At 37.6% G+C, this 18,806-nt stretch carries 17 protein-coding genes and 1 tRNA gene; 8 read left to right on the top strand and 10 right to left on the bottom strand.

The features are described 5' to 3' along the window. Positions 1-109 precede the first annotated feature (109 nt). Together ACSBFT_RS15605 and ACSBFT_RS15600 are read left to right on the top strand one after the other, a co-directional pair. Positions 110-1,405, top strand: a complete 1,296-nt coding sequence (locus ACSBFT_RS15605) for a Gfo/Idh/MocA family protein (protein WP_489601328.1) — start codon at positions 110-112, stop codon at positions 1,403-1,405. Positions 1,406-1,884: 479 nt separating this feature from the next. Then, positions 1,885-1,957 (top strand) — tRNA-Lys (locus ACSBFT_RS15600). 390 nt (positions 1,958-2,347) lie between these two features. Here ACSBFT_RS15600 and ACSBFT_RS15595 read toward each other — a convergent pair. Together ACSBFT_RS15595 and ACSBFT_RS15590 are read right to left on the bottom strand one after the other, a co-directional pair. After that, positions 2,348-2,749: a hypothetical protein gene (locus ACSBFT_RS15595; RefSeq protein WP_489601327.1), complete on the bottom strand. Its 402-nt coding sequence runs from the start codon at positions 2,747-2,749 to the stop codon at positions 2,348-2,350. Between the two features lie 442 nt (positions 2,750-3,191). After that, the gene (locus ACSBFT_RS15590) at positions 3,192-4,901 is read right to left on the bottom strand and encodes a GMC oxidoreductase (RefSeq protein WP_489601326.1); all 1,710 of its coding nucleotides are present in this window, start codon (positions 4,899-4,901) and stop codon (positions 3,192-3,194) included. A 145-nt stretch (positions 4,902-5,046) separates the two neighbouring features. Between ACSBFT_RS15590 and ACSBFT_RS15585 the strand changes: the two genes are divergently transcribed. Further along, a complete protein-coding gene (locus ACSBFT_RS15585) occupies positions 5,047-5,535 on the top strand; it encodes a heme-binding domain-containing protein (protein ID WP_463048868.1) in 489 nt (162 codons plus the stop codon). A 190-nt stretch (positions 5,536-5,725) separates the two neighbouring features. Further along, positions 5,726-6,628, top strand: a complete 903-nt coding sequence (locus tag ACSBFT_RS15580; RefSeq protein WP_463048867.1) for a prohibitin family protein — start codon at positions 5,726-5,728, stop codon at positions 6,626-6,628. 92 nt (positions 6,629-6,720) lie between these two features. Here ACSBFT_RS15580 and ACSBFT_RS15575 read toward each other — a convergent pair whose 3' ends face one another. After that, a complete protein-coding gene (locus ACSBFT_RS15575; protein WP_489601324.1) occupies positions 6,721-7,545 on the bottom strand; it encodes a hypothetical protein in 825 nt (274 codons plus the stop codon). Positions 7,546-7,771: 226 nt separating this feature from the next. Here ACSBFT_RS15575 and ACSBFT_RS15570 point away from each other — a divergent pair, with 226 nt between their 5' ends. Both ACSBFT_RS15570 and ACSBFT_RS15565 read left to right on the top strand, forming a co-directional pair. Continuing rightward, positions 7,772-8,938: a sigma-54-dependent transcriptional regulator gene (locus ACSBFT_RS15570; protein WP_463048864.1), complete on the top strand. Its 1,167-nt coding sequence runs from the start codon at positions 7,772-7,774 to the stop codon at positions 8,936-8,938. A 107-nt stretch (positions 8,939-9,045) separates the two neighbouring features. Then, positions 9,046-10,542 (top strand): YfcC family protein, encoded by a 1,497-nt coding sequence (locus ACSBFT_RS15565; RefSeq protein WP_463048863.1) that lies wholly within the window; start codon positions 9,046-9,048, stop codon positions 10,540-10,542. Here the strand turns inward: ACSBFT_RS15565 and ACSBFT_RS15560 are convergent. After that, positions 10,539-11,297, bottom strand: a complete 759-nt coding sequence (locus tag ACSBFT_RS15560) for a hypothetical protein (RefSeq protein WP_489601322.1) — start codon at positions 11,295-11,297, stop codon at positions 10,539-10,541. The two genes, ACSBFT_RS15565 and ACSBFT_RS15560, sit on opposite strands and share 4 nt — an antisense overlap. 122 nt (positions 11,298-11,419) lie before the next feature. On the opposite strand from ACSBFT_RS15560, the gene hemB reads away from it, so the two are divergent. After that, positions 11,420-12,403: a porphobilinogen synthase gene (hemB, locus tag ACSBFT_RS15555; protein ID WP_489604844.1), complete on the top strand. Its 984-nt coding sequence runs from the start codon at positions 11,420-11,422 to the stop codon at positions 12,401-12,403. A 4-nt stretch (positions 12,404-12,407) separates the two neighbouring features. Here the strand turns inward: hemB and ACSBFT_RS15550 are convergent, their stop codons facing one another. The 4 genes from ACSBFT_RS15550 to ACSBFT_RS15535 are packed head-to-tail and all read right to left on the bottom strand — an operon-like array spanning position 12,408 to position 16,192. Next, positions 12,408-13,382, bottom strand: a complete 975-nt coding sequence (locus ACSBFT_RS15550; RefSeq protein ID WP_463048861.1) for an AAA family ATPase — start codon at positions 13,380-13,382, stop codon at positions 12,408-12,410. A gap of 56 nt (positions 13,383-13,438) precedes the next feature. Continuing rightward, entirely contained in the window at positions 13,439-14,260 is an 822-nt protein-coding gene (prmC, locus tag ACSBFT_RS15545) for a peptide chain release factor N(5)-glutamine methyltransferase (protein WP_489601321.1), read from the bottom strand. A gap of 52 nt (positions 14,261-14,312) precedes the next feature. Then, complete coding sequence (locus tag ACSBFT_RS15540) at positions 14,313-15,095, bottom strand: 3-keto-disaccharide hydrolase (protein WP_489601320.1); 783 nt, start codon at positions 15,093-15,095, stop codon at positions 14,313-14,315. 50 nt (positions 15,096-15,145) lie between these two features. Next, a complete protein-coding gene (locus ACSBFT_RS15535; protein WP_489601318.1) occupies positions 15,146-16,192 on the bottom strand; it encodes a patatin-like phospholipase family protein in 1,047 nt (348 codons plus the stop codon). A 141-nt stretch (positions 16,193-16,333) separates the two neighbouring features. On the opposite strand from ACSBFT_RS15535, the gene ACSBFT_RS15530 reads away from it, so the two are divergent. Beyond that, positions 16,334-17,077, top strand: coding sequence for a glycosyltransferase family 2 protein (locus ACSBFT_RS15530; RefSeq protein WP_489601317.1), 744 nt, complete (start codon positions 16,334-16,336; stop codon positions 17,075-17,077). Here ACSBFT_RS15530 and ACSBFT_RS15525 read toward each other — a convergent pair. Further along, positions 17,070-17,513, bottom strand: coding sequence for a transcription elongation factor (locus ACSBFT_RS15525; RefSeq protein ID WP_463048856.1), 444 nt, complete (start codon positions 17,511-17,513; stop codon positions 17,070-17,072). The genes ACSBFT_RS15530 and ACSBFT_RS15525 overlap by 8 nt on opposite strands. Then, a complete protein-coding gene (locus ACSBFT_RS15520) occupies positions 17,514-18,752 on the bottom strand; it encodes a glutamate-5-semialdehyde dehydrogenase (RefSeq protein WP_489601316.1) in 1,239 nt (412 codons plus the stop codon). It lies immediately after the preceding gene. Between the last annotated feature and the right edge of the window lie 54 nt (positions 18,753-18,806).

Raw genomic sequence — 18,806 nt, 5'->3', positions numbered from 1 at the left:
TTATAAACGCATCCTATGGCCTATATTCATGAGTGAGGTACTTTGGGTAGGGTTATATTTGAGAATTAAGTTTTCAATTGATAAATTCGCTTAAACTTATACAACCCAAATGAAAAAAAATCTTAATCGCCGTGATTTTCTAAAATCATCTGCCGTAGCTTCTAGTTTCTTTATTCTTCCAAGACATGTCCTAGGAAAGGGCTTTTTGGCCCCCAGCGATAAAATCAATATAGCTTTTATTGGTTGTGGTAAACAGAGTAATGGACTTCAGAGTCGCTTTTATGAGACAGGTCAGGTGAATATTGTAGCGGCAGCAGACCCTCACCGATTAAAATTGGAAAGGTTTACCCGTAATCTTAAGAAACTAACTTTGAAAGACAGCTTAGACGCTTCTTTCAAAGCCTATGAAGACTACAGACAAATAATAGAAGATAAATCTATTGACAGTGTGGTGGTGGTTACACCAGATCATTGGCATGCTGCCATGACCGTTAAAGCTGCGGAGGCTGGTAAAGATATTTATTGCGAAAAACCTTTAGCCCTGACCGTTAAGGAAGGACGAGCCATGGTGAAAGCGGTAAGAAAAAATAATAGGATTTTACAAACGGGAAGCATGCAGCGTTCTTCGCCAGAATTTTTAAGAACGGCCGAGCTGATTAGAAATGGTTATTTGGGTGAGATAAAAGAGATTTTTGTGAATGTGGGTAACCCACCCAAAGACATTGACTTTATGGCACAGCCCTTACCAAATCACCTAAACTGGGATTTATGGCTTGGGCCAAATGTGGAGCAAACGCATTATAATGAATTATTGGCACCTACCTTAGAAAATGATTTTTGGGCATTATGGAGAGAGTATAAGCCTTTTGGCGGTGGTTATATTACAGATTGGGGTGCACATATGTTTGATATTGTGCAGTGGTCTTTAGGTATGGATCATTCTGGTCCAGTGAAAGTTTCTGCTCCACTATCTAAGAACATGTCTGGAGATATTCGGGGATTAAAGTACACTTATAAAGATGGGATTACGGTTACCCATAAAGATTTTGGAAAGAATAATGGTATTCGTTTTATAGGTTCTGAAGGGATATTGGATGTGAGAAGAAAGAACCTAGAAGAGCCTGATAGTTTGAAAAAGGTAGCCATTAAATCTACGGATATACGTCTCAAGAATCCTGAAAATCATTATATAGATTTTATCAATTCTATGAGAACTAGAGAGCTGCCAATATGTGATGTTGAGATAGGCCACAGAACTTCCTCTATGTGTAATATTGGAAATATAGCTTATGAACTTGGTACTGAACTGGAATGGAATCCAAAACAAGAGAAGTTTAAAAATAATGCTGTGGCCAATGGCTTTTTAGGAAGAGAGATGGGAGCAGAGCATGGGATTATAATTTAAGTTCTTTTGGAGCTAGAAAAGTCAGAAGTCTTGAGATTTATCAGGACTTCTGAGTTTCTTAATTCAGGCTTATTGATTCATATTACAAGAATTTAGGAGCAGTTTTTTCAATTAGTGGGAACAAATTTGGGCTTCAATAGTAATTAATTTTATAAGCACTTTATCAATGGTCGAATCACTATACAGTACCATGACCTTGTTTTTACAAGCTTTCAATTTATAACTGAGTGGATTTGTTTCTGGCTTATATTGAGTATTTTAAGTTAGTATTTTCTCCTTTTTGCTTAATTGCCTAACCCCAAGATTTGACTTGATTTTCTAGCCAGAGTCTTCGTGTTGGGGTATTATAACTGAAAATATTAAAGAGCAGATTTATCCATAATTACGCAGGTATCTTTTTATTTCAAAAAGTTTACTCTACTTTTGCACTCCCAATCGGAACGCAGGTTTAAATGTTCTGAAAATTTGAAGGGAAATTTGATTCCGTAGCTCAGCTGGTAGAGCAATACACTTTTAATGTATGGGTCCTGGGTTCGAGCCCCAGCGGGATCACAAAAGCCACCGATTTGGTGGCTTTTTTTGTTATATGGATATCTCATTCTGAAAAGCACTACATTGATTTTATGAGGTCTAGAGTGCTGCCAATTTACGATGTAGAGATAGGACACAGAACGGCTTCTATGTGTAATATTGGAAATATAGCCTACGAACTATGAGCAGAGCTAGAATAGCACCCAAAACAATGCAAATTCAAAAATAACGCAGAGACCAATGCCCTTTTAAATGGGAGCGGAGCATGGGATTTTAATTTGGAATAATTGACTCGTTTGAATCAAATTATCATCGATGGAAAGTGGGGAGTTTTTTTTAACTATTTCGTATTGAGGTAAGTATGTAGCGATAGTCTTTAAGTGATTACTTTTGAAACGATGCTTTTTTTTCTTAATACAACTTGTCTGAATTCAAGACTATGAGTTTTAAAAAATCAGTAAAATTATTTGCAATGAATTTTACCGTTCCGTCAAATTCGTTCTTGAATCCATAACCTAGATAAATTTTGTTGTCTTTTTTGAAAGTCCAATCCAAGGACTGTTCAACATAAAATCGAACGAATTCATCACTATATTCAAGGTATTCGGAAATTATTTTTTCGTGATTCCAGATTTGTTGCCTTTCAAAACTACAATCTTCTTTATAGCCGTTTGCTGAATTGTAGAATTTGACAAAATCATAGGGAAACTTATAGACAGTGATTTTTTCTAGTTTATTCAAATCGTTTGAACAAAATCCAAGATTTAGAGGAATATCGAGTTCTTTTAGTTCATTAATTAACTTAGGTATCATTTTTTTGTTTCAGTAGATCGAGCGTTAAACGTAATAATCGTTTTCCAAAATAATAGGCACTAGTAGCTTATTTAAAACTTGCTATTTTCTCAGTTATGTTTTTGCGTAGTGAAGAATTTATGTCCTTAACTGTTTTGTTGCTTTGAATAAGGCGTGAGTCACCTAATCCACTCATCATTCTTCCCAACGATCACAAAAGGCTTCTACATTCTAGCTTCAATGAATCTGCTTGTGTTTTTATGGTTGTATTTGTCAAAGAATCCAAAAACAAAAACGTCTACTGTTAAGTATAGGCACGCTTATGTTAATCTCTACCTAAGCTAAAATCACCATGTTGTCACCTTGTCGCCATTCAGAATAGAATAAACGTGACATACTAATTTTTCTGCTTTATGAGAAGTTTTAATATTGCCACTTTAAAGTTCTTTTAGCCTTTTGATAATTAAGGAAATTCCTTCACCCCAAAATCCACCGCCCTTGCTGTCAAAGCCATATAAGTTAAGGAAGGATTTACATAACTGCTACTGGTCATGCACGCTCCATCGGTTACAAAAACGTTTTCACAGCCCCATATTTGGTTGTTTTTATTGAGGACAGAGGTCTTTGGATCGTGCCCCATTCTGGCAGTGCCCATTTCATGTTTTGATAAACCTAGCGGAGGTTTTTCGCTTCGGTAAGTGCTTACGTTTTTAACGCCACAAGCCTCCAGAATCTCTCCAGCGGTTTGTTCCATGTCTAAACGCATCTTCATTTCATTTTCCTTAAATTCAGCATCAAAAACTATTTTAGGAATACCATATTTATCTTTTTGACTTTCATGTAGATACATTCTGTTTTCTTCATAGGGTAAACATTCTCCAAAAGAACTCATACCAGCTCCCCAACCGCCTACTTCAGACATACTTTCCTTAAATTCCGCACCGAAACTTGGTTGCCCGGCAGTATTTCCTTTGGCTCTATTGGCGTAGCCCTGATAATCAAAACCTCTGACGTAGTCTTGTTTGTCGCCATTGATATTTCTGAATCTTGGTATAAAAAAGCCAGCTGGTCTTCTGCCGTAATAATACTTATCTAAAAAGCCATCTACCTCTCCTCTGGCACCCACTCTTGAGTGATGGTCCATAAGGTTTTTGCCTAGCATGCCGCTCTCGTTTCCTAAACCATTCGGATGCCTGTCGGATTTTGAATTGAGCATAATTTGTGTAGTAGCTATGGTGGAAGCATTTAGGAAAAGTATTTTGGAGAAAAACTCTGAGCTCTCCATGGTTTCGGTGTCTATCACCTGTACACCTTTTGCTTTGCCAGAAACGTCGTCCAGAATAACCTCGCTTACCACGGCATTGGTGAGTACGGTTAGGTTTCCTGTTTTCATAGCGGCAGGATATGCTCCAGAATTGGTACTATAATATCCTCCAAAAGGGCAGCCTTTTGCACACATGTTTCTGCTTTGACAGTTGGTCCTTCCTAGCGAGCGTTGCTCATCCGTAGGTTTAGTCAGGTGAGCCACTCTTCCTATAGTTATGATGCGTTTATCGCCATATACGTCCACCATTTTTGACTGAAAATCTTTCTCTACGCAGTTGAGCTCAAATGGCGGCTGAAACTCACTATCAGGAAAGTGATCTAAGCCTAAGGCCTGTCCACTCACGCCTACAAATTTTTCTATTTTAGAATACCATGGAGCCACATCATTATAACGTATTGGCCAATCGATGGCTATACCTTCTTTTAAATTGGCCTCAAAATCTTGTGGACCCCATCTTAAAGCTATGCGTCCCCAAAGCAATGATTTGCCCCCAACACCATAGCCACGGTACCAGTCAAAAGGTTTTTCTCTTTCATAAGGATTTTCCTCAAAAGGCATCCAAAACTGGTCGTTTGTTTCATTTATTGGGTAAGAACCTTCGGAAGTCATGTACGGAAACTTATCCTTTATTTCATTTGTAAGCCCGCCATGATGAGGCAGGTTCCAAGGGTCCGTCATGGCATGTGTATAGTCTGAAATATGTTCTCTTTTAGGTCCACGCTCTATCATGAGCACTTTGAGCCCTTTTTCTGCAAGCTCTTTGGCGGCTATTCCGCCGCTCATTCCACTACCTACCACTATGGCGTCATACGTCTGAGTTTCTTTTCCTGAAGAGTTGATATACATCTTTTTTTTATTTCAATTGGGGCGTTCAAATTTACAAATGGATTTCTTTTTTAGAGGTGCTAGTCATAGTTTAAGCCAAATTTTAAGACCTCTTTTCTATTTGTTCTTATTATTAAGTAGTTTTAGACGCAATAATTCCTTAAAAATGATCAAAAAAATTCTTTTAGCTCTTCTAGCAGTACTTTTTATAATTCAATTTATAAGACCAGAGAGAAATATTTCTGAAAGTATTTCTGTTAATGATATCAGTGCCAAATATGCCGTACCTGAGGCTGTGCATCAGATATTGAAAAAAGCTTGTACCGACTGTCATTCTAATAATACAGTTTATCCGTGGTATGCTAATATTCAACCTGTGGCTTGGTACTTAGATGATCATATCCAAGATGGCAAAAAGCACTTTGACATGTCTGAATTTTTGGCTTACGAACCATGGAAAGCTCATCATAAATTAGAAGAGTTAGAAGAGGAAGTAGAAGAGAACAAAATGCCATTCGACGATTATGTAAGAATTCACGAAGAGGCAGACTTAACTTCAGAAGAAAAGTCAAAATTGATAGCTTGGTCAAAAGGGATTAGGGCAGAAATGGCAGCTGATAGTACCTTAGATTTAACCCGTCCTAAAAAAGATTAATATAGTATCTAGCTAAGCTTATAAAACGGTAAGCTTTAAGATGATTTTTTCCTGTTTTATAAGAAAATGAGATAAATTCCGACCTTAATTGCTAAAAGCCGTATGAATATGTTAGATTCCCTTTATCCAGTTTGGGTAGTTTGGGCAGTCTTTATTTTGTAAATTGACAATTCAATCAAACGGAAAGAATATGTCATTATTATTATTTTTAGGACTTGCAGCCATTATCGCAAGTTTTGTTCTAAACAACCCTACATCACCGCTTCAGCGGATGTCTGGTGTTATTAGAATTGCTGGCATTGTACTTTTAGCGTTAGGGGCACTGTCTAAGGCTGTTATCCAAATAGATCCAGGTCAAGTAGGTGTTCAAGCTCTTTTCGGGAATGTTCAAGAAGGTACTTTAGAGAGTGGTCTTAATATTGTAAATCCATTGGTGGAGGTGAGGGAGTTTGACATTAAAACTCAAAACTATACCATGTCCGGAATTAATGATGCGGGAAGTAAAGATGGGGATGATGCCATTAAAGCCCTGTCTCAAGATGGGCTTGAGGTTACTATTGACCTAACGGTATTATATAGAATCATACCTTCAAGTGCACCTTCTATTTATAGGGAGTTAGGTACGAGTTATAGAGATTTGATAGTTAGACCAATTGCCAGAACTAGAATTAGAGATTTGGCTGCTAACTATGAAGCAGTTTCGCTTTATTCTTCTAAAAGAGAAGAGTTTCAAGCCAAGATTTTTGAAGCTATTGATAATGATTTCACCTCTAGAGGTTTAGTGTTAGAGCAGCTTTTGGTGCGTAACATCACTTTGCCAGAGTCTGTAAAGAAAGCTATTGAGTCAAAAATAAATGCCGAACAAGATGCTCAGAAAATGGAGTTTGTACTTCAAAAAGAGAAACAAGAAGCGGAACGTAAAAGGGTAGAAGCAAGAGGTATTGCCGATTATCAAGAAATTATTGCATCTACTTTAACTACTAAGCAATTACAATATGAAGCTATTTTAGCTCAGAAAGAGTTGTCATTGTCGCCAAATGCTAAAGTGGTGGTTATGGGAAGTGGAAAAGGAAATATACTTATCAATCAATAATGATTTGATAGATGCCAAAAATTTAGGCCACCCTAGGGTGGCCTTTTTTAAATCTACACTGGATTATTAGTCGTGTAGCACATAATTGACTTTTAGTTACATAAGAATTCGTATGTAACTTTTTTTGTGGTGATTTCCCCATTTCTCTCTGTGGTTATTTCAGAGGTAGTAGGAAGCCCTTTCTTGTTATAATTGTATATGATGCTGGTTTTTTGATCTACTTTGCCATTTTCATCATATATCTTTCCTGAAACTAAGTTGTTTTCACCGAAAAGGCTGAAAAAATTGTTGGCTAATCCTACAAAACCAAGTGCGGCTGTTTTATAAGCTTTAGGATTAAACTGTGGTTTGTCGTCATATTTGTCTCCCACAAAAGCCAGTTTTTCTGGCTCTCCATCAAAGCTTGTATACACCTGACTGACATTGGCTCCATTATAAACGAGTCTGGTATTGCTGGAAAGCTGTTTACCAAATAGCGTTACGGTGGTCACCACTGCAGTAATTTTACCATCACTTAAAACGAAAGCATTTTTCTGTATAGGAATACCAGACATACTAGTTTTGGTCTCGTTTACTCTACCTTTATCATCATAGATATACTCTACTTTTAATTTTTGAGTTTCGTTGTTACTTTCCACTTCCATGGTTTGGATCACATTTTTGGCGTCGTATCTAAAACTCATGGTGGTTTTAGGGTCTTCTAAGCTATAAATTCTCATTAAATTAGATTGTACGTATTCAAAATCCGTGATACTATTGCCTTTATCGTCAACCATTGCTAAGAGTGGACACACCGAATCTCCTCCAAAAGGGTCAACGTCGCCTTTTTTCTTTTTACAAGAAATTACCAAAGGGTAAAGCAGTACTAATAATAAAATTTTGCTTAAAACCTTTCTCATAATCAGTTCTTCCATCATTATTAAATAGATCTACAATAATTGTACCGATAACGTATCTACGTTTAAGCTTTTACAATCTGCCCTAATGTTTGATTGTTTACAATCAATGTGCTTTTTAATAGGTATATGCTGTAAATCATATCATTGCCAAGGTATCCTTTGATAGAAATTTTACTATCTTGCCTCGTAATCTGTGATTTGTTTAGATAGGAATCACATCATATATAATTCTAATGAAACCCCTATGGCAAAAATCCTCGTAATTGATGATGAAAAAAGTATCCGAGATGCTCTGAGAGATATTCTAGAGTATGAAGGCTACCAAGTTGATGAAGCTAAAGATGGTCAGGAGGGGCTAGAGATGGTATTGAGTGCCCCCTATGATGTAGCACTTTGCGACATAAAAATGCCCAAACTAGAGGGTTTGGATGTGCTTCAAAAAGCCAAGGAAGAAGGCTCCATAACACAATTTGTGATGGTTTCTGCCTTTGGAAATGTAGAAAATGCTGTTGAGGCTACTAAAAGAGGAGCTTTCGACTTTATAACTAAACCACCAGACTTAAATCGACTTTTAGTAACGGTTAGAAATGCCATTGAAAAAGCCAACGACGTAGAAGTTATAAAAACGCTTAAGAAACGAGTTTATAAGAAAAACGAAATTGTGGGTGAGTCCGCTATCATCATGAAGGTGAAAGAAACCATTGATAGAGTAGGTCCTACTGAGGCTCGTGTATTAATTACGGGTCCTAATGGTTCTGGTAAGGAAATGGTGGCAAAACAGATTCACGAGAAAAGTAATAGGTTAAAGAAACCGCTTATTGAAGTTAACTGTGCGGCTATTCCTTCAGAACTTATTGAAAGTGAACTTTTTGGTCATGAAAGAGGTGCTTTTACTTCGGCTGTGAAACAGCGTATTGGTAAGTTTGAGCAAGCAGATAATGGAACCTTATTCTTAGATGAGATAGGAGATATGAGCCTTTCTGCTCAGGCTAAAGTTCTTAGGGCTTTACAAGAAGGAAAGATTACGAGAGTAGGCGGAGAAAAAGAAATAAAAATTAATGTAAGGGTACTTTCGGCTACCAACAAAGATTTAAGACAGGCTATTGCGGATAATGATTTCAGAGAAGATTTATTTCATAGACTAAATGTAATTCCAATTCATGTACCTGCTCTGGCAGAAAGGGTAGAGGATATACCAGCATTGGCAGAAAAGTTTTTACAAGATGTAGGCGAAGACTATACAGACCAGCCGCTTAAGCGTTTTTCTCCGGAAGCCATGGAGCAAATGAAAAAACTACCTTGGACAGGAAATGTAAGAGAGCTTCGCAATGTGGTAGAACGTTTGGTGATTATGTGTGGTGAAGTGATTCAGGCAGATGATGTAAAGCTTTACGCTGGAATGGGGCTTTAAGAAGAGATATTTTAAGTATTTTTAAAAGTGAAGTGTTTGATTTAGTTCAATGCTTCACTTTTTTTCGTTCTGGACTGTTATTTAGTATTTCTCAATCTATTTAGTTTATGAAGTCAATAAAGTTTCCTTCGGCTCATACCGTTCTGTTTATTATTGCTGCAGTGGTAGCTCTTTTAACTTGGGTATTGCCTTCTGGGGAATACGATAGACTTGTGTATGATTCGGATAATAATTCATTCAAACAGACGGGAGAATCTAACAGCGAATATCCAGCCACTCAAGAATCTTTGGATAAATTAGGGATAAAAATACCTTTAGAAAACTTTACAGATGGAAGTATTTGGAAGCCCATAGGAATTCCTGGGAGTTATCATGAAACGGCCTCAAAACCACAGGGAATATTGGCGTTTTTTCAAGCTCCGTTAAAGGGTATTGTAGAGTCCATTGATATCATATTATTTGTGCTCATTTTGGGAGGAATGATAGGGGTAGTGCATAGCACCAATGCTTTTGACTCCGGAGTGGCTAGCTTATCTTCTTTGTTAAAAGGTAAAGAGTTTCTATTGATAATCATAGTAACTTGTTTAATGGCGGCTGGAGGTACCACCTTTGGTTTAGCAGAAGAAACCATTGCTTTTTATCCTATTCTAGTTCCCGTTTTTTTAGCAGCAGGGTATGATGCCATTGTAGCGGTGTCTTGTATTTTTATCGGATCCACTATTGGTTTGATGGCAGGTACCACAAATCCTTTTTCTGTAATTATTGCGTCGGATGCTGCGGGTATTAACTGGCTTTTAGGCGTGAATGGTAGGTTATTGATGCTTTTAACTGGAACCATGATATGTCTGTGGTATATTTTGAGATATGCTAGAAAAATAAAGCTAAATCCTAAAAGTTCAATTATCCATGATCAAAAAGAAGAGATAGAAAAGGCTTTCTTTAATAAAAAAGGAAATGTGATTGAGCCCCTGACATTGAATCAAAAAATTGTTTTGGGAATTTTCATTTCGTGTTTTGTTATTATGGTTTATGGTGTTTCTGTACTGGAATGGTGGTTTCTAGAGATGACAACCGTGTTTTTTATAGGAGCGGTATTAATTGGAATTGTAGGGAGAGTCAATGAAATGAAGTTTGTCAAGGCATTTATTTCAGGAGCCAATGATTTATTAAGTGTAGCATTAATTATTGGAATTGCCCGAGGAATCACCGTTTTGATGGAGAATGGTCAAATTTCAGATACGCTCCTTGATGCTGGCTCCGGATTAGTTTCTGATATGCCGAAAGGTATTTTTGTTAATATTTTATACTTCGTTTATGTAGGTTTGTCTTTGTTTATACCCTCTTCTTCTGGAATGGCGGTGCTCACCATGCCAATTTTTGCTCCCTTGGCTGATGTCGTAGGAATAGGGCGTGAAATGATAGTGAACACATACATTTATGGGCAAGGCCTCATGACCTTTATAAACCCTACCAGCATGATTCTGGCATCACTTACTATGGTGAACGTAGGTTATGATAAATGGCTTAAGTTTATTTGGCCGCTTGTCTTGATTTTGACATTACTTTCTATGCTATTTTTAACCTTAGGCGTTTATCTCTTTTAATTAGCAAAAAGGAGAAAAATGGCTACCGCCCCCAAAACAAGAATCCAACTCACAAAGAAGGGTTTCCACGCTTTCCATTTCTCATGTTTATTTAAGTTTTTATACTTTCTGGGATTCTTTTTTGAAATGAGCTTTATCAAGAAGAATATGCCAGCCGCTAAAACTCCCAAGGAGAGGATATAGAAAACCCATGGCCAAAACACATAGCCAGAACAACCTAGACTACAGGCCATTACTAAACCAAAAAAGGTCAATGGAAGGCTTAATAAAAAGAGAAATCCGTAGAGTATTTTCCTTTTGGTAGAAAAACTCATTTTCTTTTTTTCTTTCTCTCTTATTTTTATCTGGACCTTGTTTTTCTTCATCGTTTCAGCCAGGAGCCCACTCTTCGGGCTAAGCTGCACATCATTAGCTAATATACCATGGCTGTTTCTGTTCGAGTCTAAACTTGAAAACAGGCTACCTGTAAAGAAATATAGAGCCCAAGAACAGCTCATGATCAAGAGGCCATTTTTAAAGAAGCTCTTATAATGCCTTCTTTTGGTGTTTTTTCTTATTAAGACATAGACCAATGAAAGGAGTAGAATGCACAATAAAAGATATTCATTGCCGGTAATGGGTGCTATGATGGTTTTTCCAAGGTAAAAAGCAATGGACAATCTTAAAATTTCTGATAAAATTAACAGGAAGCGTGCCGCAATAATGTTTTGAGACGCCCACTTGGAGGCACTGTTATTTAACAGATTAAGATTCATATTTGATATGGAGTTGATACGCCAAAGTAACGCTTAAAACATTGAAAAAGATTTTTTTCTATGCCTTTTGTGTCAACAGGGTATGGCAGTATCCTTATCTTTGTGGAGTGAATAGAGAATATATGCAATTAATACATCGTCCTAGAAGAAACAGAAAAAGTGCTGCCATACGATCAATGGTGGAAGAGACGACACTTTCTGTCAATGATTTCATTTTTCCAATGTTTGTTACGGGTGGAGAAAGAAAGAAAGAAGAGATTAAATCTATGCCCGGAATATTCAGATACTCTTTGGATATGTTACTCGCTGAGCTAGAAGAAGTAGTGTCTTTAGGTATAAAATGTATTTGCCTTTTTCCAAATTATCCAGACGAAAAAAAGGATAAGTATGCCACTGAAAGTATAAAACCTGAAACTCTTTATCTAGAAAGTTTAAGACAGATAAAATCCAAATATCCTGAGTTGGCAGTGATGACAGACGTGGCTATGGATCCTTACAGTTCTGATGGGCACGATGGCATAGTGGAAGATGGAAAGATAATTAATGATGAAACGGTAGAGGTGCTATGCCAAATGGCTGTAGCTCAGGCCAGTGCAGGGGCAGATATTATAGGGCCATCAGATATGATGGATGGAAGGATTGGTGCCATTAGGGTAGCTCTGGATGACGCCGGTTTTGAGGATGTTAGTATTATGGCTTATTCTGCCAAATATGCCTCAGCATTTTACGGCCCCTTTAGAGATGCTCTGGAGTCCGCACCCAAGTTTGGAGATAAGAAGACCTATCAAATGAACCCCGCTAATATTAAGGAAGCCCTATTTGAGGCGGAATTAGATTTTGCCGAAGGGGCAGATATGTTAATGGTGAAACCTGCGTTTAGTTATCTTGACGTTATAAAAGCACTGAACGATAATTTTGATATTCCCGTAACGGCTTATAATGTTTCTGGCGAATATGCCATGATAAAAGCCGCTTCCAATAATGGGTGGATAGACGGCGAAAAGGCCATGATGGAAATGCTTATCAGTATGAAAAGGGCAGGAGCCAGTGTGATTCTAACCTACTTTGCCAAAGAGGCAGCGGAGGTTTTAAATCGTAAAGCTTGATCTTTTATTTACCGGCAATTGCCACCGTTTTTAATATCTTTTCAATGATTTGCTCCGTGGTAACGCCATCTGCGTCTGCTTCGTAATTTAAGATAATTCTGTGACCAAAAACATCTTTTACTAGCGGCTTGATGTCTTCTGGTAAAACATAGTCTCTGCCATCAAAGAAGGCGGTAGCCTTGGCGGCGTTGTATAAGGCAATGCCCGCACGGGGAGATACACCAAACTGTACATAATTGGCTTCTAAATCCAGTCCATAATCAGCAGGGAATCTGGAGGCAAATACCAGCTCAATAATATACCGTTCCAGCATATCAGAGATATTTACCTTGTTTATTTCATGACGAATTTGACGGATGTCTTCGGCCGTTAAAATAGTTTGAGGTGTATAATGCCAATCAAGGTTGGTCATGCGTCTTATCACTTCTAACTCACTGTTTTTGTCGAGATAATTCACAAAAACTTTCATCATAAATCTATCTACCTGAGCTTCAGGTAAAGGATAAGTACCTTCCTGTTCTACAGGGTTTTGTGTAGCCATTACAAGAAATGGTCTGTCTAATTGATAAGTTTCAGAACCTATGGTTACTTGTTTTTCTGCCATGGCTTCTAGTAGGGCAGATTGCACCTTGGCCGGAGCTCTATTGACTTCATCTGCTAAGATCAGCTGAGAGAAAATAGGGCCTTTTTTTACTTCAAAATCTCCAGACTTCTGATTGTAAATCATGGTACCTATTAAATCTGCAGGAAGTAAATCTGGCGTAAATTGAAGCCTTTTAAAACCCAAATCTAGCACTTGTGCTAAGGTATTAATGGTTTTGGTTTTAGCTAAACCTGGTACTCCTTCCAACAGGATGTGCCCTCCCGTAAAAAGTCCAATCAATAGTCTGTTGACGAGATAGTCTTGTCCTACTACTACTTTTTGTACCTCTTCAAAAACCGCTTTTATTTTGTCCTGAAGATATTGGTTTTCTGCCATTTAGAATTTTGGAATTTTGTGAAATTAAACAATTCGCTGCGAAAAACGATATTGACCTAGTTTTTAGCCAGTACGAAGCGGTCTTTTTCGTAAAAATCTTGTATCAATGATACGTTTTTATAATGATAAGACTCAAAAAGAGCTTTTGTTTCTGCCGCTAAATAGGCGTTTATTTCTACAGCAATGAAGCCGTTTGCGTTGAGGTGTGATTTACCATATTTAGCTATAGCCTGATAAAAAATCAATGGGTCATTGTCTTCTACAAAGAGTGCCAGATCTGGCTCATAATTCAAAACATTTTCTGCCATCTCAGATTTCTCAAGATTTCTAATGTATGGCGGGTTACTTACTATAATGTCAAAGTTTCCAGAGCCGTAGTTTAGAATGTCGGCTTCTATAAAATGAAGTTGAGCTGCAAGGCTTGTTGCATTTCTCTTGGCAAGGGCCAAAGCGTCTTTTGATACATCTAAAGCGGTTACTTTAGTATTTTCTAATTCTAAAGCTAAGGAAATGGCAATGCAGCCGCTTCCTGTGCCTATATCTAAAACGCTTGGGTTTGTGAATTCCTGAGATTTTATAAGGTCAATTATTTCTTCGGTTTCTGGTCTTGGAATGAGAACATCTTTAGAAACAAAAAACTTTCGATTTCTAAAGTAGGTGAAACCTACCACGTGCTGAAGAGGCTCGTTCTTGTTTAGCCTGTCGAGCTGTTTTTGAAGTAAAAATTTATCTATTTCAACAGCTCTATTGAGCACGATGTCTGTCTTACTTATTTGGTGTGCATCTTCTAACAATAAATAACTAACAGCTTCTTTCTCTTCAATAGAAAGCTGTTCTATACAAAATCTGAATAGGTTATTTGCTTCGGTATTTATCATTAAAAAAGGGAGAGCCTAGGCCCTCCCTGATTATAATATCTTAGAAAAGGGACTATAGCTTTCTTAGCCAAATGTTTCTAAACTGCATTTTGTTGCCATGATCTTGAAGTGCAATGACATCGTCTCCATGGGCTTCTGTGTACATATGAAGACCAATATAGTTTGTTAAACCAGCTATAGTCGTATTGTTTTGAACCAACACGCCATTATGCAAAACGGTAATTCTTGCTGGTGCGTCTACTCTTCCGTCTGGCTTAAATCTTACGGCGGTGTAAATGACATCATAAGTGTTCCATTCTAATGGTCCACGCATTACGTTAACTAAAGGAGCTACATCTTTATATATCGCACCGGCTTGGCCATTTCTGTAAGTTCTGTTTTGGTAAGAATCCAAAATTTGAAGCTCATATCTTTTTTGTAAAAACAAACCAGAGTTACCTCTTCCCTGACTTACACCTTCTACTTTATCTGGTGCAGAAAACTCTATGTGTAATTGGATATCACCAAATTTCATTTTGGTTTGGATGCCACCGCTACCTGGCTTTACCTCTAAGTGGTCGTTATTTACGATAGTCCATGGTGCTGGTTTTGTGGCATCCAACTGGCTGGCCCATTGGTCTAAGTTACTTCCGTCAAATAAAATGATAGCGTCAGAAGGGGCATCCCCAAGAACTTTTGCAGGTGTAACTACTTTGACTTCTGGCTCCCAAATTTCAGTCATTTCCGGCTTCATTGGCATTGGAGAAACCTCTGGTGGGGTGCTAGAGTATTGAGCAAATCCTGATATAGAAGTGGCCATTAAAGCCAATAAAATAATATTTTTCTTATTTGTCATAGGAATAGAGTTTATATAAATTTTGAGCTGCCAAAGTTACAAAGTAATGTTTAATCTTTCACTAAATTTGTACGAGCTAGAAAGTCTTTTACGCCACTTCTGCCGCTGTCCATCATAAGTCTTTTTTCCTCCTCGAGTACTTTTCTCACTCTAGGGCTCATGCCTAAGTCATTGATGAAAATGGTTCTGTGAACATCTTCTGGGTGTGGTGGGTTCACATTTCGCATTAAGATGCTTGATAAGGCAGACATGTAAGAGTTAAAATCGGAGATTTCATACGGAGCTATACCACTTCCATTTTTTACTTCTTGATTAATTTGTTCTTTTCTGTCCAATCTAAAACCTATGGTTTCTTGATTGAAAATGTGCTTTTCTTCATTGACACATTCGTTTAAGAATTTAGTGTCATCAAAAACTTCAATGGGGTAATTCATTAAAATACCGCCATCCACAAATAAGTGGCATCTGTCTTCTGGCGTGGGCTTATCTATAATTTTACCTTCAGGGTTTACCCAGAGAGCTTGATAGTAGATGGGTATAGACATGGATATTCTTACCGCATCTGCGATTCTCATTTTAGGATAAGTTTCGTAAGAGAATATAACCGACCGTTGATTCGACAAATCTGCTCCCACTACATATAAATCTCTAAATGGGTGAGCGTTGGCTAGTCTGTGTAGGTCTTCAAAAGTGAGATTCCTATTTCCTGTTCTGTTATAAATTAAACCTTCTATGGTGGCTAAAAAGCGGTCTCCCTTAAACCAACCATATTCTCCAAGCAGGCGTTTCGCCCCTTTGGGTATAAATCCGTCATCGTTAAAAGTCTCTACGGACGTGCTAGCAATAATCTCTGAAATGTCTTCTGCCGAGTATCCTATGGCTAGTAGGCTTGCTTGTATAGCACCTGCAGAGGTTCCTGCCACGCGTACGATATTCTTTAAAATGCCATTTTCTTCGAGTTCTAACATTGCACCACCATAAGCAATGCCCTTAATCCCTCCGCCTTCCATCACCAAGTTTCGGTAATTATGGTTTTGCGATTTTGCTTGAAGATGAAACAGTATTAATATGCTGAGAAGTACCTTTCTTAAAAACATGGTTTAATTTAAAATTTGCCTATTTGTAATAATGTAATTTGAGTAAAAAATGTTTCATTACTTAAACTTATCTTTGCTACGGAAATTGAAGTATTTTAAGATACTCCATATTAGTTCTAGATTTTAATATAGCTACGCTCAATGAAAGTTTCTTTAATTACGGTTTGTTATAATTCGGTAAAGACCATTGGTCATACTATTGAAACGGTTCTAAGTCAAGATTATTCAGATATTGAATATATTATCAAGGACGGAGGATCTACAGATGGAACTTTGGAGCTGTTGAGAAATTATGAAGGAAGACTTAAAGTGGTTTCGCAGCCAGATAAGGGCATTTATGACGCCATGAACCAAGGCCTTGGATTAGCCACTGGAAACGTTATTGGAATCATAAATTCTGATGATTTCTTTCCAGATAATGCGGTTATATCTAGAGTGGTGAATGCATTTTCAAAATCTGAAATTGACGCTGTCTATGGAGATTTGGAATATGTGGATCCAGAAGAAGTAAGTAAGGTTACAAGAAACTGGAAGGCAAATGAATATGACAAAAACAATTTTTTGAAGGGTTGGATGCCACCACATCCTACTTTTTTTCTAAAAAAAGAATTGTATGAAAAGTTCGGTGTTTTTAACCCTGATTTTAAATCTGCTGGCGACTATGAGTTAATGCTCCGAATGCTTTATAAAGAAGGTGTAAAGGCTTCTTATATTCCGCATGTTCAAATGAAAATGAGGGCTGGGGGGGTAAGCAATATGTCTATAAAAAATAGAATGCGTGCCAATATGGAAGACAGAAGAGCGTGGAAGATAAATAATATCAAACCAAAGTGGTATACGCTTTGGCAAAAACCGCTTTCTAAAGTTTTTCAGTGGCTTAGCTAACCTCCAATACTTTCATGGCCTTGCCGCGAAAATCAAAGTTCTCCCCAGCTTTTTTACCTTTTAAAGCTTCTCCCATAGGGGATGCTAAAGAGGCTACCATCACTTTAATTTTGTCTACTTCAATGACCCCAATGCTCACACTGAGGAAAAAGACACCAATATTTGTTTTGACCAATGCTCCTTGGCCAGCTAACACATAGGAAGTTTCAGGGTTTATAATCGAAAGAATATCCCAGTCTATTTTGGCTTCGTGCCATTGCCTGGTATATAAGTTTAGATCATTATGAGCCATGGCTCTGCTGGTTTCAAATTTGTCTCCAGCAGAGCTTTTAGTATCTTCATTGGCTGCGTTTTGGGCTTCAGCCATTGCTTTTTTAGCTTCGGTAAGTCTTAGTTGTACCTTTTCTCTGGCTATTTCTAATAGTTTTTCTTTCACCTACCTTGTTTGCCCTGTTCCTCTTAGTATCCATTTCTCGGTAACCAGTTTCTCAAGAGCAAACGGTCCTCTAGCGTGTAGTTTCTGGGTAGATATACCTATTTCTGCACCCAAACCAAACTCTTCTCCGTCTGTAAACCTTGTAGAAGCATTATGGTAAACAGATGCGGCGTCTACTTCTCTAATAAATCTTTCTGCTAGATCGGTGTTAGCGGTGATGATGGCTTCTGAATGTCTAGAAGAATTAGCCTCAATATGCTCTAATGCTTCCTCCATGTCGTCCACGGTTTTGATAGATGCTTTGAAGTCTAACCATTCTTTTCCAAAATCTTCTGGCTCTGCTTTTTGTAATAATTCATAGCCATTTTTTTCGAAAATAGGATAACTAAAATCATCCGCAAAAACTTCGACATGGCTTTTTCTAAAACCATCAAGGATTTTAGGAATCAGCTCCTCGGCCACTTCTTTATCTATAATGGCAGTATCTAACGAGTTACATACAGAAGGTCTTGTTACTTTGGCATTTACTATAATAGCCGCAGCCATATCTAAATCTGCCGTTTTTTCTACGTAAGTATGGCAAACACCAGCACCCGTTTCAATAGTCGGGATTAAAGAATTGGTTCTTACATAATTTATCAAGCCTGCAGAGCCTCGGGGAATGATAACATCCACATATTTTTCTGCTTTCAATAGTTCTTGCGTGTAAGCTCTGTCTGCTGGGAGTAAAGTTACAGCTGCCGTTGGGATATTAAATTCTTCCAAAACCTCATGGATTAATGAAACCAATAAAGTATTTGAAAAATGTGCTTCTTTTCCACCTTTTAAAATAGCCGCGTTTCCAGAACGAAGGCATAGCGATGCGACATCTATGGTTACATTGGGTCTCGACTCGTATATAATTCCAATCACCCCTAATGGATTAGAGACCTTTTGAAGCTTAAGTCCGTTAGGTAGCGTTCTTTCTAATATTACTTCTCCAACAGGGTCTTTCAGTTTGGAGACTGCTCTTAAAGCGTTCGCTAAACCCTGAATACGTACATCAGATAAGAGGAGTCTGTCGTATTTGGGGTCAGACTCTTCCATTCTATCAAGGTCTTTTTTATTTTCAACCTTAATTATTTCTATTGAAGATTCTATTTTAGAGGCTAATTTCAGTAAAATTTCACTTTTCTTTTCTGAACTTAAACCTGCTACTGCTTTTGATGCCTTGCGGCAATTGATGAAAATTTCTTCCAAAACACTGTTATTTTTTTAACAAAGGTCTTAAAAAATACTCGTTCATTTAAGTTT

Source organism: Arcticibacterium sp. SM2516 (assembly GCF_057914865.1).
The sequence above is the reverse complement of the archived record's forward strand: the minus strand, read 5'-3'. Positions and strand labels throughout refer to the sequence as shown.

Bases quoted from the DNA above. Each gene is read 5' to 3' on its own strand.
- ACSBFT_RS15605 (WP_489601328.1), top strand. From the start codon at position 110: ATGAAAAAAAATCTTAATCGCCGTGATTTTCTAAAATCATCTGCCGTA.
- ACSBFT_RS15595 (WP_489601327.1), bottom strand. From the start codon at position 2,749: ATGATACCTAAGTTAATTAATGAACTAAAAGAACTCGATATTCCTCTA.
- ACSBFT_RS15590 (WP_489601326.1), bottom strand. From the start codon at position 4,901: ATGTATATCAACTCTTCAGGAAAAGAAACTCAGACGTATGACGCCATA.
- ACSBFT_RS15585 (WP_463048868.1), top strand. From the start codon at position 5,047: ATGATCAAAAAAATTCTTTTAGCTCTTCTAGCAGTACTTTTTATAATT.
- ACSBFT_RS15580 (WP_463048867.1), top strand. From the start codon at position 5,726: ATGTCATTATTATTATTTTTAGGACTTGCAGCCATTATCGCAAGTTTT.
- ACSBFT_RS15575 (WP_489601324.1), bottom strand. From the start codon at position 7,545: ATGATGGAAGAACTGATTATGAGAAAGGTTTTAAGCAAAATTTTATTA.
- ACSBFT_RS15570 (WP_463048864.1), top strand. From the start codon at position 7,772: ATGGCAAAAATCCTCGTAATTGATGATGAAAAAAGTATCCGAGATGCT.
- ACSBFT_RS15565 (WP_463048863.1), top strand. From the start codon at position 9,046: ATGAAGTCAATAAAGTTTCCTTCGGCTCATACCGTTCTGTTTATTATT.
- ACSBFT_RS15560 (WP_489601322.1), bottom strand. From the start codon at position 11,297: ATGAATCTTAATCTGTTAAATAACAGTGCCTCCAAGTGGGCGTCTCAA.
- hemB (WP_489604844.1), top strand. From the start codon at position 11,420: ATGCAATTAATACATCGTCCTAGAAGAAACAGAAAAAGTGCTGCCATA.
- ACSBFT_RS15550 (WP_463048861.1), bottom strand. From the start codon at position 13,382: ATGGCAGAAAACCAATATCTTCAGGACAAAATAAAAGCGGTTTTTGAA.
- prmC (WP_489601321.1), bottom strand. From the start codon at position 14,260: ATGATAAATACCGAAGCAAATAACCTATTCAGATTTTGTATAGAACAG.
- ACSBFT_RS15540 (WP_489601320.1), bottom strand. From the start codon at position 15,095: ATGACAAATAAGAAAAATATTATTTTATTGGCTTTAATGGCCACTTCT.
- ACSBFT_RS15535 (WP_489601318.1), bottom strand. From the start codon at position 16,192: ATGTTTTTAAGAAAGGTACTTCTCAGCATATTAATACTGTTTCATCTT.
- ACSBFT_RS15530 (WP_489601317.1), top strand. From the start codon at position 16,334: ATGAAAGTTTCTTTAATTACGGTTTGTTATAATTCGGTAAAGACCATT.